Raw genomic sequence first — 13,988 nt, forward strand, 5'->3', positions numbered from 1 at the left:
CTGACCATCACGGCGCCGGATAGGTATAAACCTGATGCGCCGCCTCAATCTCCGCCAGAACTTCTTCGCTTAACGTCAGATGCAGACTTTCCACATTCGTCTTGAGCTGCGCCATCGTGGTTGCGCCCAGTAACGTACTGGCGACAAACGGCTGGCGGCGAACAAAGGCCAGCGCCATCTGCGCCGGATCAAGATTGTGACGCTTCGCGATATCGACGTAGGCGGCAACGGCTTTTTGCGCCTGTTCGCCGCTGTAACGTGTGAAGCGGCTGAACAAGGTATTCCGCGCGCCTGCGGGTTTGGCCCCGTTCAGGTATTTACCGGTTAATGTGCCAAACGCCAGACAGGAGTAGGCGAGCAATTCAACACCTTCATACTGGCTGACTTCCGCCAGCCCGACCTCGTAGCTGCGGTTTAACAGGCTATAGGGGTTCTGGATCGTGACAATACGCGGCAGGTCATGTTTTTCCGCCAGATGCAGATAGCGCATAACGCCAAACGCTGTCTCATTTGAAACGCCAATATAACGAATCTTACCCGCTCGCTGAAACTCACTTAGCGCGTCTAGCGTCTCCAGTAGACTTACTACTGGCGTGGAGTCCGTCCAGTTATAGCCGAGTTTACCGAAGCAGTTAGTGGGGCGCTGCGGCCAGTGCACCTGATACAAATCCAGATAGTCGGTCTGCAATCGGGTCAAACTGTCGTGTAGCGCTTCGCGAATATTTTTACGATCCAGCGCCTGATGAGGCCGGATGCCTTGATCATTATTACGTGCCGGTCCGCTGACTTTGCTGGCGATGATCAGTTTTTCACGGTTGCCGCGTTTAGCGAGCCAGTTACCGATATAGGACTCCGTCAGCCCTTGTGTTTCCGGGCGCGGCGGTACCGGATACATCTCGGCGGCGTCGATAAGGTTAATGCCATTTGCGATGGCATAGTCGAGCTGTGCGTGAGCGTCGGCTTCGCTGTTTTGTTCACCAAATGTCATTGTGCCCAGCCCTAGCGTACTTACTTCGAGCGAGCTGTGGGGTATACGGTGATAGTGCATAGCCGTTTCCTTTTTATTATGAAGTCAGAAATTCCCGACAAAGGACAATAAAAATGGCAGAGGGAAGGCAAAAGGGAAAGTAAAATTGCAGGCTGCGCGGCGTAATTGTTACCGGGCGTGGTCGCCACGCACCGTTACGGGACGCAGCCTGAAGGCTTGCAGAACGCTGACCTCGATCACAGGCCACCGCTTAACGTTCGATGATTTGAGACACTTCGTCACGGTTGATTTGCATCTCGTTTCCCTGTGCATCGGTATAGCTGACCAGACCGGTATCATCGTCAACTTGCGGTTTTCCATCGGTCAGGATCATACGACCATCTTTCGTCGCCATTACATAATCGCTGCTGCATCCGGATACCGCAAAAGCCAACCCTACTGCGGAAATTACAACTGCCCACTTTTTCATCCGTTTGTCCTCACGTAGCCTGCATCTGATAATAGTCTGTTAATCATATGTCTGATAATAGTCTAGTAATAACGCGCAGCTCTGCATGTCGGAAGCAGCAAAATCTTAATCTGTGAGAAGAAAGGAAATAAAGTGAGTATTCGCTCCCCGGTGGGGGAGCGAGACAGGATCACAGCGGATTCTTTTTATTACGCAACAGGTTCAGGCTCTCTACTGCGATAGAGAAGAACATGGCGAAATAGATATACCCTTTCGGAACGTGAACGTCGAAACTTTCCAGAATCAGGGTAAAGCCAACCAGGATCAGAAAGGAGAGCGCCAGCATTTTTACCGACGGATGGCGATCAACAAACTCGCCGATGGGCCGTGCCGCAAACATCATGACACCCACGGCAATAACGACTGCCGCCATCATAATAAACAGATGATCGGAGAGGCCAACCGCTGTGATAACTGAATCAAGGCTGAAAATAATATCCAGCAGCATAATCTGTACTATTGCGCCCAGGAAAGAAGAAACCCGGGTTTTTAACCCTTCTTCTTCGCCTTCGATGGACTCATGGATCTCCTTGCTGGCTTTCCAGATTAAAAATAACCCGCCCAGTAACAGAATGAGATCGCGGGCGGAAATCGCTTCGCCGAAAAGCTCAAACAGCGGATTAGTCAGACGAGTGACCCAGGCGATTGACGCCAGCAGCGCCAGGCGCATAACCATCGCCGCCGCCAACCCAAGCCGCCGTGCGTGGTTTCGTTGCGCCGTAGGAAGTTTTGCTACCACCAGAGAAAGAAAAATAATGTTGTCGATCCCAAGTACAATCTCCAGCAGCGTCAGCGTACCGAGCGCCAGCCAGGCATTAGGATCGGTTATCCATGCAAATAACATCGAACAAAGTCCTGCCAAAAAAAGAAGCGGTAATTATAGGCCCGTCGAGTGACGGGCGAAAGCCCAGGCTGAATTTGCGCAACCAGGAACGGTGTAAAATAGCGGCGACAATACGTTTACGTTTATCCGGCGCCGGCCCGATGCGTAGCCATAGCGGAGGCGCATTTGCGTGTAATGGACGTTACGGATTCTGCAATAAAAAATGGCGAGCCAGCAGCGCCTGCGTAAAATTTTTTTTCAGATAAAATCCACGCGGTAGCGTCAAAATAGGTTCCCCGCGCGCGCCGATAGCCTCGGTGAGCGCCCTGGCATTGGCGGCTTTGGGTCGCAGTTGCAAGACTTCGCCATGACGGGCGGTAATGCGTTCCACCTGGCCCAGCACTATCATGTCCATCAGCTCTTCCCAGTCGAGGCGTAGCTGCCTGTCCTCTTCTTCACTCGGACTCCAGAGTAGCGGCGAACCTACGCGGCGTTCGGCTAACGGTATGCTGCGATCGCCTTCGACCGGCACCCATAACACGCGCTTCAATTTATGCCGTACGTGACTTGTCTCCCAGGTCACGCCGCTGTTACCGGTTAACGGCGCCACGCAAACAAAGGTTGTTTCCAGAGGACGACCCAGACTATCCACCGGGATGGTTTTCAGTTCTACGCCTAACGCGGCGAAATCCTGCTCCGGCTTGCTCCCGGCGCTGGCGCCGAGCCAGATCTCCAGCAAGACACCGATCCAGCCTTTGTCTCGCTTCAAATCTTTAGGCGTGGTAATGCCGGCCATCGCCGCCAGCTCGCCTAACGTATAGCCGGAAAGCTGCCGCGCCTGGGCTAACAGCAATGCTTCCGAAGCAGGCGGAGTCAGTAGCGGACAAAGAGCGGACATGACAATTACCTTAGGTCAAAAAATGAGCAGTGATTTTATACCGTATGGGCAGAGTTTATCTTTTTCTGTGTCTTATATTCAATAGACTGATTTTTATTGCCTTTTTTGTGTTGTTTCTTCGTGTTGCGCAACGCTGAAGCGGGTTTTCCAATTCTGGTCACTGACAATAAACAGGATCTTACACTATGTTATCCACAGAAAGTTGGGATAACTGTGTAAAACCGCCACTACTGTTTCCATTTACAGCCTTGACGTGCGACGAAAATCGAAAATTCAGACAAATAGTGCGTAAGTTATTGGCACAATCTGTGGATAAAACCGACGCTGGTTGATCTTTCATCAGCATAAGGATCTTAGATGTGATGCTGGTCACGCTTTATGAAGGTAGCATGTAAGATTTGTCTATAACGCAATGAATATAAGGCACTATTTTTACTGTCTCCAGCATGAGGAATTCAGACTGTTCTGGGTTTTCCCGTGGTAATTCCATACTTCTTCACAACTATATCCACAGAAAAGGTGAATAAAATGGCGCAAGGGCGTCATCATCTGTTTATAACTCGGCTATTTACTGTGAGTTATTCAATTGTTATTAGGCTGTGTCACTATTACAGAGTGGTTTACCGCCTCACTGGAGTATGAAACAATCGTTCATATATAAGGTTTATGTTGAGGTAGTCCGGTGATTGATGACGATGGCTACCGCCCAAATGTAGGTATCGTAATTTGTAATCGTCAGGGGCAGGTGATGTGGGCCCGGCGATTTGGTCAGCACTCCTGGCAGTTCCCGCAGGGCGGGATAAATCCAGGGGAGTCGGCAGAACAGGCGATGTACCGGGAACTGTTTGAAGAAGTTGGGTTAAGCCGTAAAGATGTGCGGATCCTTGCTTCTACTCGCAACTGGTTGCGTTACAAGTTACCAAAACGTTTGGTGCGTTGGGACACAAAGCCGGTATGTATCGGCCAGAAACAAAAGTGGTTTCTTTTGCAGTTAATGAGCGCCGACGCCGAAATCAATATGCAAACCAGCAGTACGCCGGAGTTTGACGGCTGGCGCTGGGTAAGTTACTGGTATCCGGTTCGACAAGTGGTGTCATTTAAACGCGATGTCTACCGCAGGGTAATGAAAGAGTTTGCAAGTGTTGTCATGGCGCTTCAGGATAATCCCCCTAAGCTACAAAGCGCGCCTGCTTATCGACGTAAAAGAGGTTAAGCCACGCAAATTATGCTCACTCGCCTGCGCGAAATAGTCGAAAAAGTGGCCAGTGCGCCGCGTCTGAACGAGGCGCTGAATATTCTGGTCACGGATATCTGTCTTGCGATGGATACAGAGGTTTGCTCGGTTTACCTGGCCGATCATGACCGACGCTGTTATTACCTGATGGCGACGCGGGGGTTGAAAAAACCGCGTGGTCGAACCGTTGCGCTTGCGTTTGATGAGGGGATCGTCGGTCTGGTGGGCAGACTGGCGGAACCCATTAACCTTGCCGATGCGCAAAAACATCCCAGCTTTAAATACATTCCTTCGGTAAAAGAGGAGCGTTTTCGCGCGTTTCTCGGCGTGCCGATCATTCAGCGTCGCCAACTTCTCGGCGTGCTGGTCGTACAGCAGCGCGAATTGCGCCAGTACGATGAAAGCGAAGAGTCTTTCCTCGTCACGCTCGCTACGCAGATGGCGGCTATCCTGTCACAGTCGCAGGTCACAGCGCTGTTCGGGCAATACCGGCAGACGCGAATCCGCGCGCTTCCTGCGGCGCCGGGCGTGGCTATCGCAACGGGCTGGCAAGACGCGACCATGCCGCTGATGGAACAGGTTTACGAAGCGTCTACGCTGGATACCTCTCTTGAACGCGAACGACTGACCGGCGCGCTGGAAGAGGCGGCGAACGAGTTCCGACGATACAGCAAACGCTTTGCCGCCGGCGCGCAAAAAGAGACGGCGGCCATTTTCGATCTGTACTCACACCTGCTTTCAGACGCCAGACTGCGTCGCGAACTCTTCGCCGAGGTCGACAAAGGCGCTGTTGCGGAGTGGGCCGTTAAAAAAATCATCGAAAAATTTGCCGAGCAATTTGCGGCGCTAACCGATAACTACCTCAAAGAACGTGCGGGAGACTTACGCACGCTGGGGCAGCGGCTGTTATTCCACCTTGATGATTCAGTTCAGGGGCCAAACGCCTGGCCGGAACGTTTTATTCTGGTCGCGGATGAGCTGTCGGCGACCACCCTGGCGGAGCTGCCGCAGGACAGGCTGGCGGGCGTTGTGGTGCGCGACGGCGCGGCAAACTCGCATGCGGCGATTATGGTGCGCGCGCTCGGTATCCCGACCGTCATGGGCGCTGATATCCAGCCTTCGGTGCTACATCGTCGTACGTTGGTGGTGGATGGCTATCGCGGTGAATTACTGGTCGATCCTGAACCCGTGCTTATTCAGGAATATCAGCGGCTCATTAGTGAAGAGATAGAACTCAGTCGTCTGGCGGAGGACGACGTCAATCTTCCCGCCCAACTGAAAAGCGGCGAGCGAGTCAAAGTGATGCTGAATGCCGGGCTCAGTCCCGAGCATGAGGAAAAGTTAGGCAGTCGGATCGACGGTATCGGCCTGTACCGTACTGAAATACCCTTCATGCTGCAAAGCGGGTTTCCCTCGGAAGAAGAGCAGGTGGCGCAGTATCAAGGGATGCTGCAAATGTTTAACGATAAACCGGTGACGCTGCGGACCCTGGATGTGGGAGCGGATAAGCAACTGCCCTATATGCCGATCAGCGAGGAGAACCCGTGTCTGGGCTGGCGCGGGATCCGCATTACGCTGGATCAGCCGGAGATCTTTTTGATCCAGGTCCGCGCGATGCTGCGCGCCAATGCGGCGACTGGCAACCTCAGCATTTTGCTGCCGATGGTCACCAGTATTGATGAAGTCGATGAAGCGCGACGTCTGATCGAACGCGCCGGGCGCGAGGTCGAGGAGATGATCGGCTATGCGATCCCGAAACCGCGTATCGGCATTATGCTGGAAGTACCATCAATGGTATTTATGCTGCCGCATCTGGCTAACCGGATCGACTTTATCTCGGTCGGCACCAACGATTTAACGCAATATATCCTGGCGGTAGATCGCAACAATACCCGCGTGGCCAGTATTTACGACAGTCTGCATCCGGCTATGCTGCGCGCGCTGTCCATGATTGCGCAGGAAGCCGAAAAAAATGGCCTCGATCTTCGCTTGTGCGGCGAGATGGCGGGCGATCCGATGTGCGTGGCGATTCTTATCGGTCTGGGATATCGCCATCTTTCAATGAATGGCCGTTCGGTAGCGCGTGTGAAATATCTGCTGCGGCATATCGATTTTGAAGACGCGCAAACTCTTGCCAGACGCAGCCTTGAGGCGCAGATGGCGACCGAAGTGCGTCATCAGGTGGCGGCGTTTATGGAGCGCCGCGGGATGGGGGGATTGATTCGCGGAGGGTTGTAACGACTGGAGCGGGAAAAAGTGACTGTGGATTCACGGCGCAGACAACACGCCTGCAAGATGAAAGACAATGCGTATACATATCTTTTAACGGTAATCGGCATCTCGCTTTTAACCCTTGTGCTATTATTCGCACCTTTGGAGCGTCTGCAACGCGCAGGCGCGCTTATCAATCGCTATCTCTTCAGCGAAATAACAAGAAATTGTGGTGACAGATGACCAGTAGCTATCTGCATTTTCCGGACTTTGATCCGGTCATTTTCTCAATTGGGCCCGTCGCGCTTCACTGGTATGGCTTGATGTATCTGGTGGGGTTCGTTTTCGCGATGTGGTTGGCGGTGCGTCGCGCTAACCGTCCGGGAAGCGGTTGGACCAAAAACGAAGTTGAAAATTTACTCTATGCAGGTTTCCTGGGGGTCTTCCTGGGGGGACGTATTGGCTATGTCCTGTTTTATAACTTCCCTCTGTTTCTGGATAACCCGCTCTATTTATTCCGCGTCTGGGACGGCGGCATGTCCTTTCACGGCGGGCTTATCGGCGTGATACTGGTGATGATTATCTTCGCCAGGCGCACGAAGCGCTCGTTCTTTCAGGTGTCTGATTTTATTGCGCCGTTAATTCCGTTCGGCCTGGGCGCCGGGCGTCTGGGCAACTTTATCAACGGTGAATTGTGGGGGCGCGTCGATCCTGACTTCCGGTTTGCCATGCTCTTTCCTGGCTCACGCGCGGAAGATATTGCGCTGCTGCCGTCACATCCGCAATGGCAGCCTATTTTTGATACCTACGGCGTATTGCCGCGCCACCCTTCCCAGTTGTATGAACTGGCATTAGAAGGCGTGGTGCTGTTTATCATCCTTAATCTCTTTATTCGCAAACCGCGTCCGATGGGCGCAGTCTCCGGATTATTCCTGATTGGCTATGGCGCGTTTCGTATCATTGTTGAATTCTTCCGCCAGCCGGACGCGCAATTTACCGGCGCGTGGGTACAGTACATCAGCATGGGGCAGATTCTCTCTATCCCGATGATTATCGCTGGCGCGATCATGATGGTTTGGGCATATCGCCGCCGCCCGCAGCAACACGTTTCCTGAGGAACCATGAAACAGTATTTAGAACTGATGCAAAAAGTGCTGGATGAAGGCACACAGAAAAACGACCGTACCGGCACCGGCACGCTTTCCATTTTTGGCCATCAGATGCGTTTTAACCTGCAGGAAGGCTTTCCTCTGGTGACGACGAAACGCTGCCATTTACGTTCAATTATTCACGAACTGCTATGGTTTTTGCAGGGCGATACCAACATCGCTTACCTGCACGAAAATAATGTCACCATCTGGGACGAATGGGCCGATGAGAACGGCGATTTAGGCCCGGTTTATGGTAAGCAGTGGCGTGCATGGCCAACACCGGATGGCCGCCATATCGATCAGATCGCCACGGTCTTAAGCCAGCTTAAAAACGACCCGGACTCTCGTCGTATTATCGTTTCTGCGTGGAACGTCGGCGAGCTGGATAAGATGGCGCTGGCGCCGTGTCACGCCTTTTTCCAGTTTTATGTCGCAGATGGAAAACTCTCCTGTCAGCTTTATCAGCGCTCCTGCGATGTGTTCCTCGGTCTGCCGTTCAACATTGCCAGCTACGCGTTACTGGTGCATATGATGGCGCAACAGTGCGACCTGGACGTCGGCGATTTTGTCTGGACCGGCGGCGACACGCACCTGTACAGCAACCATATGGAGCAGACGCACCTGCAATTAAGCCGTGAACCGCGCGCGCTGCCGAAATTGGTCATTAAGCGTAAACCCGATTCGCTTTTTGACTACCGGTTCGATGATTTCGAAATTGAAGGTTATGATCCGCACCCCGGTATTAAAGCGCCGGTCGCTATCTAAGCGCTGACGATCCTGCCATAACCGACGTCATTGCGCGTCGGTTTTTTTTACCCTTCGTCTCAATCTTCGGCGCGGATTCCTGAAATTTTGCAACGCGCTGCAAGACATGAACTTTTTCTCGTAACGCGCCGAACAATCTGTATTTGGCGCTCGTTATTTTTCTTCCGCCCGCCATACTGCCGACATGAAAAAACAACAGGGCTATACGCTCATTGAAACGGTGGTCGCGATGTCGCTCATTATCATTCTCAGCGCCACAGGACTTTATGGCTGGCAACGCTGGCAGCAGCAACAGCGCCTGTGGCAAACCGCATGTCAGGTGCGGGATTACCTGCTGCAACTTCGTGAGGACGCTCACTGGCATAACCGCGATCACATTCTTCGCGTGGTCAGCGAAGGCGGTTCATGGTGCTTTGTCAGCTCTGTTGCTACGCAAACATCGTGTACGCCATCTTCCCCCTTTGTGTTTACGCCCGACTGGCGTGATGTCGTCCTTGCCGATATCACGCCGTCGTTAGCCTTCTTTGGCTTGCGCAATACGGCATGGGCAGGGCACATCGTACTGAAAAACGCTGCCGGAGAGTGGCGTCTGGTCGTCTCCTCCTGGGGGCGAATCAGGCTATGCGAGCGTAATGAGGCCGCCACGTGTCAATAACCACGCGGGGGTTCTCGCTACTGGAAGTTGTGCTGGCGATGGCGATAGGTTCCATTTTACTGCTTGGGTCCGCACGATTTTTACCGGCGCTACAGCGTGAAATCTGGCACAACACGCGACAGTTATCGCTGGAAGATGAAATCTGGCAGCGAACCTATACCGTAGCGAAGCATCTTCAACGTGCGGGTTACTGTCATGGCCACTGTATTGGCGAAGGGTTACATCTTGCCGAACAGGGGCAATGCGTCATCGTTCAGTGGGACGGGAATAATAACGGTGTCTGGGATACCATACCGGCGAAAGAGGCCGACCAGACCGGGTTTCGTGTGAAGGATAACGTTCTGGAGACATTACGCGGAGCAACATCTTGCCAGGGTAAGGGATGGGAAAAAATGACCGATCCCAATACGGTACTCATCACGGCGTTTACCGTTGAGCGCCGGGATATAACGGGATTCTCGCCAGTGCTCATGCTGCATCTGCGCGGCGCCAGCAAAGCCGAGCCTCAGACGGTTATTGACGCGCAATACAGCGTAACGGGATTTAATCTGTGAATCGGGAACGTGGCGCTTCTTCGCTAATACTGGCGCTTTTAATACTGATTCTGGGCAGTCTGCTACTGCAAGGCGTAAATCAGCAGCAGGCCAGCTATGCCGCCCGCGTGACGACGCAGAGCCTGGCGATACAACGCCAGGCGCTTGTGCAGTCGGCGCTGGAATGGGGACGGGGGCAGCTATGGTCAGGCGTAACCGAAATGGAATGTCGGCGCTATTCCTCTTCAGGAGCGAGAGTCTGTTTGCGGAGATTATCGGGGGATGAGGTGGTGATGGCGGCGCAAGATGACGGCATGACGTTATGGCGTTTGGGCAACGTCATTCAGGGAAGCATTGTCTTTTCTCCCCACGGCTGGAGCGATTTTTGTCCGTTAAAAGAGGTGGCGTTATGTCGCATCCCCTGAATTTACAACGCGGGTTTAGCCTCCCGGAAGTTTTAGTGGCGATGGTTCTAATGGTAATGATCGTCACCGCGCTGTCAGGCTATCAGCGGGTATTAATGCACAGTTTTGCATTACGACATCAGTATCTCCAGATCTGGCGGCAGGCGTGGCAGCAAACGGCGCTGTATCCATTTTCGCCTGCTGACAGCTGGAAGGCCAACCGGATGCAGACAACGCAATCGGGATGTGTCAGCATCAGCGTCACGATGGTTTCACCCTCTGGCAGGCAGGGGCAAATGACGCGCTTGCATTGTCCAAATCGTTAATCGTCAGGAGTAATTATGTTAAGGGTCTACCACTCCAATCGTCTGGATGTGCTGGAAGCGTTGATGGAATTCATCGTCGAACGCGAGCGGCTGGATGATCCCTTTGAACCAGAAATGATTCTGGTACAAAGCACGGGTATGGCGCAGTGGCTGCAGATGACCCTTTCACAAAAGTTTGGTATTGCGGCGAATATCGCTTTTCCGTTACCGGCGAGTTTTATCTGGGAGATGTTTGTCCGCGTGTTGCCGGATATTCCCAAAGAAAGCGCTTTCAGCAAACAAAGCATGAGCTGGAAACTGATGACCTTGCTGCCGCAGTTGCTGGATAAGGATGAGTTTGTACTGCTGCGCCATTATCTGACCGACGACACCGATAAACGCAAACTCTTTCAGCTTTCCGCGCGCGCCGCCGACCTGTTCGATCAGTATCTGGTTTATCGGCCTGACTGGCTTACGCAGTGGGAAGCGGGAAAAACCGTGGAAGGTCTGGGAGAGGCGCAAAACTGGCAGGCGCCGCTGTGGAAAGCATTGGTGGAATATACCGCCGCGCTGGGGCAGCCGCGCTGGCATCGCGCCAATCTCTACCAACGCTTTATTCAAACGCTGGAAAGCGCGACCGCCTGCCCGCCAGGGTTGCCGTCCCGCGTTTTTATTTGCGGCATTTCCGCGTTACCGCCAGTGTATCTCAGAGCATTGCAGGCGCTGGGTAAACATATTGAAATCCATCTCCTTTTTACTAATCCGTGTCGGTATTACTGGGGGGATATAAAAGACCCAGCCTGGCTGGCAAAACTCATGGCTCGCCAGCGTCGTCACAGTTTTGAAGACCGTCATTTACCGTTGTTCCGTGAAAACCAGAATCCGGAAGCCTTGTTTAACAGCGACGGCGAACAGGATATCGGTAATCCGCTACTGGCCTCATGGGGAAAACTGGGACGGGATTATATCTACCTGCTATCTGAACTGGAAAACAGCCAGGAGCTGGATGCGTTTGTTGATATTACGCCAGATAATCTTTTGCATCGGATTCAGGCGGATATCCTTGAACTGGAAAGCCATGCGGTGGTGGGCGTAAATCTTGAGGAGTATTCGCGCAGCGACAATAAGCGTCTGCTCGATCCCGAGGATAACAGCCTCTCTTTTCACGTTTGTCACAGCCCGCAGCGCGAGGTGGAAATACTGCACGATCGCCTGCTGGCGATGCTGGAAGCCGATCCGACGCTAACGCCGCGCGACATTATCGTTATGGTGGCTGATATTGACAGCTATAGCCCGTTTATCCAGGCGGTATTTGGCAGCGCGCCAACGGAGCGCTATCTGCCTTATGCCATTTCCGATCGGCGGGCGCGTCAGTCACATCCGGTGTTACAGGCATTTATCAGTCTGCTTTCGTTACCGGACAGCCGCTTCGTCTCCGAGGATGTTCTGGCGTTGTTAGACGTACCGGTATTGGCTGCCCGCTTTACGATCAACGAAGAAGGGCTGCGTTATTTGCGCTTGTGGGTCAATGAGTCAGGCATTCGCTGGGGGATTGACGATGACAACGTGCGCGAGCTGGAACTTCCTGCCACGGGGCAGCATACATGGCAATTTGGCCTGACGCGTATGCTGCTGGGGTATGCGATGGAAAGCTCTCAGGGCGAGTGGCAGTCGGTTCTGCCTTATGACGAATCCAGCGGTCTGATTGCTGAGCTGGTCGGGCATCTGGCTTCGCTGCTGATGCAGCTTAATATCTGGCGGCGCGGTCTGGCGCAGGAGCGACCGCTGGAAGAGTGGTTGCCCGTTTGTCGCGATATGCTCAATGATTTCTTCCTGCCCGATGCGGACACGGAAGCGGCAATGACATTGATTGAACAGCAGTGGCAGGCCATTATCGCCGAAGGCGTCGCGGCGGAATATGGCGACGCGGTACCGATTTCGCTACTGCGGGATGAACTGGCGCAGCGTCTGGATCAGGAACGTATTAGCCAGCGCTTCCTGGCGGGCCCCATCAATATTTGTACGCTGATGCCGATGCGTTCCATTCCGTTTAGAGTCGTTTGCCTGCTGGGAATGAACGACGGCGTATACCCGCGCCAGCTTGCGCCGTTGGGCTTTGACCTGATGAGCCAAAAACCCATGCGCGGGGATCGTAGCCGTCGCGACGATGACCGCTACCTGTTTCTGGAAGCGTTAATCTCGGCGCAGCAGACGCTGTATATCAGCTACATCGGTCGCTCCATCCAGGATAATAGCGAACGCTTTCCCTCTGTACTGGTGCAAGAATTGGTGGATTACATCGGACAAAGCCACTATTTGCCGGGCGACGAAACGCTGACCTGTGATGAGAGCGAAGCACGAGTCAAAGCGCATATTACGCGTCTGCATACCCGTATGCCTTTTGATGCGCAAAATTACCAACCCGGCGAACAGCAAAGTTATGCCAGAGAGTGGTTGCCCGCGGCGAGTCAATCGGGAAAAGCGCATTCTGACTTTGTGCAGCCGCTTCCTTTTACGATGCCGGAAACATTGACTCTGGAAAGTCTGCAGCGTTTTTGGGCCCATCCGGTACGCGCATTTTTTCAGATGCGGCTTCAGGTTAATTTCCGCTCGGAAGAGAGTGAGATTCCTGATGCGGAACCGTTTGAATTAGAGGGATTGACGCGATATCAACTTAACCAACAGTTGCTCAATACGCTGGTTGAAGAGGACGACGCCGAACGCTTGTTCCGCCGTTTCCGGGCTGCGGGAGAGTTGCCTTACGGCGCGTTTGGCGAAATATTCTGGGATGCGCAATGTCAGGAGATGCAGCAACTGGCAAGCCGGGTCATCGCCTGCCGTAAGCCGAGCCAAAGCCTGGAAGTGGATCTGCTTTGCAATGGCGTTCAGCTAACCGGCTGGCTACCGCAGGTACAGGAGGATGGATTATTGCGCTGGCGTCCCGCTTTAATCAGCGTGGCGCAAGGTGTGCAACTTTGGCTGGAACACCTTGTCTATTGTGCCAGCGGCGGGAGTGGCGAAAGTCGCCTGTTTTTGCGCAAAGAGGGAGAGTGGCGATTTCCGCCTCTTGATAAAACGCAGGCAATGGCTTACCTGGCGCAACTGATTGAAGGCTACCGGGAAGGCATGTCTTCTCCGCTATTGGTACTGCCGGAAAGCGGCGGCGCATGGATAAAAGCCTGTTATGACGCTGAAAATGATGTCATGTTAGACGACGATGACACCTTACAGAAGGCCAGAACAAAGTTTCTACAGGCTTATGAAGGCAACATGATGGTGAGCGGCGAAGGCGAAGATATCTGGTATCAACGTCTTTGGCGTCAGCTGGAATCTGAAACGTTGCAGGCTATCATTGCGCAGTCACGGCATTACCTGTTACCGCTGTTTCGTTTTAATCAGTCTCGTTGATTGTATGAAAATCGCGCCATTAAAAGGCTTCGACTATGATGCGCTCTTCGTCACGGACTGATTACTGATAAAAAAATGCTGCCTGGTTCAGCACAATAATATCCC

13 protein-coding genes are annotated in these 13,988 nt (G+C 53.1%); 9 read left to right on the forward strand and 4 right to left on the reverse strand.

Translation table 11 applies throughout. The features are described 5' to 3' along the window. Positions 1-7: 7 nt before the first annotated feature. From J4613_RS13740 to mutH, 4 genes are all read right to left on the reverse strand, one after another. Positions 8-1,048, reverse strand: coding sequence for an NADP(H)-dependent aldo-keto reductase (locus J4613_RS13740; RefSeq protein WP_000558960.1), 1,041 nt, complete (start codon positions 1,046-1,048; stop codon positions 8-10). Between the two features lie 190 nt (positions 1,049-1,238). Beyond that, entirely contained in the window at positions 1,239-1,457 is a 219-nt protein-coding gene (locus J4613_RS13745) for a YgdI/YgdR family lipoprotein (RefSeq protein ID WP_000758662.1), read from the reverse strand. A 169-nt stretch (positions 1,458-1,626) separates the two neighbouring features. Continuing rightward, on the reverse strand, positions 1,627-2,340 hold the full coding sequence (locus tag J4613_RS13750; RefSeq protein ID WP_000895635.1) for a TerC family protein: 714 nt from the start codon (positions 2,338-2,340) through the stop codon (positions 1,627-1,629). A 181-nt stretch (positions 2,341-2,521) separates the two neighbouring features. Then, on the reverse strand, positions 2,522-3,217 hold the full coding sequence (gene mutH / locus J4613_RS13755) for a DNA mismatch repair endonuclease MutH (protein WP_001274930.1): 696 nt from the start codon (positions 3,215-3,217) through the stop codon (positions 2,522-2,524). Between the two features lie 682 nt (positions 3,218-3,899). Here mutH and rppH point away from each other — a divergent pair. The 9 genes from rppH to recC all read left to right on the forward strand — a co-directional run bounded on the left by rppH (position 3,900) and on the right by recC (position 13,883). Continuing rightward, the gene (gene rppH, locus J4613_RS13760; protein ID WP_000564481.1) at positions 3,900-4,430 is read left to right on the forward strand and encodes an RNA pyrophosphohydrolase; all 531 of its coding nucleotides are present in this window, start codon (positions 3,900-3,902) and stop codon (positions 4,428-4,430) included. Between the two features lie 12 nt (positions 4,431-4,442). After that, positions 4,443-6,689 (forward strand): phosphoenolpyruvate--protein phosphotransferase, encoded by a 2,247-nt coding sequence (gene ptsP / locus J4613_RS13765; RefSeq protein ID WP_000957888.1) that lies wholly within the window; start codon positions 4,443-4,445, stop codon positions 6,687-6,689. A 212-nt stretch (positions 6,690-6,901) separates the two neighbouring features. After that, positions 6,902-7,777: a prolipoprotein diacylglyceryl transferase gene (gene lgt / locus J4613_RS13770; RefSeq protein WP_000204645.1), complete on the forward strand. Its 876-nt coding sequence runs from the start codon at positions 6,902-6,904 to the stop codon at positions 7,775-7,777. Positions 7,778-7,783: 6 nt separating this feature from the next. Then, a complete protein-coding gene (gene thyA / locus J4613_RS13775; RefSeq protein ID WP_000816247.1) occupies positions 7,784-8,578 on the forward strand; it encodes a thymidylate synthase in 795 nt (264 codons plus the stop codon). Between the two features lie 184 nt (positions 8,579-8,762). Further along, positions 8,763-9,233, forward strand: coding sequence for a prepilin peptidase-dependent protein (locus tag J4613_RS13780; RefSeq protein WP_000744668.1), 471 nt, complete (start codon positions 8,763-8,765; stop codon positions 9,231-9,233). Then, on the forward strand, positions 9,224-9,787 hold the full coding sequence (locus J4613_RS13785; protein ID WP_000029153.1) for a prepilin peptidase-dependent protein: 564 nt from the start codon (positions 9,224-9,226) through the stop codon (positions 9,785-9,787). The genes J4613_RS13780 and J4613_RS13785 overlap by 10 nt, the downstream gene beginning before the upstream one ends. Continuing rightward, positions 9,784-10,191: a DUF2509 family protein gene (locus J4613_RS13790; RefSeq protein ID WP_001078532.1), complete on the forward strand. Its 408-nt coding sequence runs from the start codon at positions 9,784-9,786 to the stop codon at positions 10,189-10,191. Before J4613_RS13785 ends, J4613_RS13790 begins: the two co-directional genes overlap by 4 nt. Beyond that, positions 10,176-10,496, forward strand: a complete 321-nt coding sequence (locus tag J4613_RS13795) for a prepilin-type N-terminal cleavage/methylation domain-containing protein (protein WP_000019290.1) — start codon at positions 10,176-10,178, stop codon at positions 10,494-10,496. The genes J4613_RS13790 and J4613_RS13795 overlap by 16 nt, the downstream gene beginning before the upstream one ends. 15 nt (positions 10,497-10,511) lie before the next feature. After that, positions 10,512-13,883, forward strand: coding sequence for an exodeoxyribonuclease V subunit gamma (recC, locus tag J4613_RS13800; RefSeq protein ID WP_080204105.1), 3,372 nt, complete (start codon positions 10,512-10,514; stop codon positions 13,881-13,883). The last annotated feature ends 105 nt before the right edge of the window (positions 13,884-13,988 follow it).

Origin of the sequence: Salmonella sp. 32020114201800008SM, from assembly GCF_017572025.1 — a bacterium.
In the GTDB taxonomy this organism is placed as follows: domain Bacteria; phylum Pseudomonadota; class Gammaproteobacteria; order Enterobacterales; family Enterobacteriaceae; genus Salmonella; species Salmonella enterica.

What these genes read in the sequence shown, in the direction of transcription:
- J4613_RS13740 (WP_000558960.1), bottom strand. Translation starts at nt 1,048, where the DNA reads ATGCACTATCACCGTATACCCCACAGCTCGCTCGAAGTAAGTACGCTA.
- J4613_RS13745 (WP_000758662.1), bottom strand. Translation starts at nt 1,457, where the DNA reads ATGAAAAAGTGGGCAGTTGTAATTTCCGCAGTAGGGTTGGCTTTTGCG.
- J4613_RS13750 (WP_000895635.1), bottom strand. Translation starts at nt 2,340, where the DNA reads ATGTTATTTGCATGGATAACCGATCCTAATGCCTGGCTGGCGCTCGGT.
- mutH (WP_001274930.1), bottom strand. Translation starts at nt 3,217, where the DNA reads ATGTCCGCTCTTTGTCCGCTACTGACTCCGCCTGCTTCGGAAGCATTG.
- ptsP (WP_000957888.1), top strand. Translation starts at nt 4,443, where the DNA reads ATGCTCACTCGCCTGCGCGAAATAGTCGAAAAAGTGGCCAGTGCGCCG.
- lgt (WP_000204645.1), top strand. Translation starts at nt 6,902, where the DNA reads ATGACCAGTAGCTATCTGCATTTTCCGGACTTTGATCCGGTCATTTTC.
- thyA (WP_000816247.1), top strand. Translation starts at nt 7,784, where the DNA reads ATGAAACAGTATTTAGAACTGATGCAAAAAGTGCTGGATGAAGGCACA.
- J4613_RS13780 (WP_000744668.1), top strand. Translation starts at nt 8,763, where the DNA reads ATGAAAAAACAACAGGGCTATACGCTCATTGAAACGGTGGTCGCGATG.
- J4613_RS13795 (WP_000019290.1), top strand. Translation starts at nt 10,176, where the DNA reads ATGTCGCATCCCCTGAATTTACAACGCGGGTTTAGCCTCCCGGAAGTT.
- recC (WP_080204105.1), top strand. Translation starts at nt 10,512, where the DNA reads ATGTTAAGGGTCTACCACTCCAATCGTCTGGATGTGCTGGAAGCGTTG.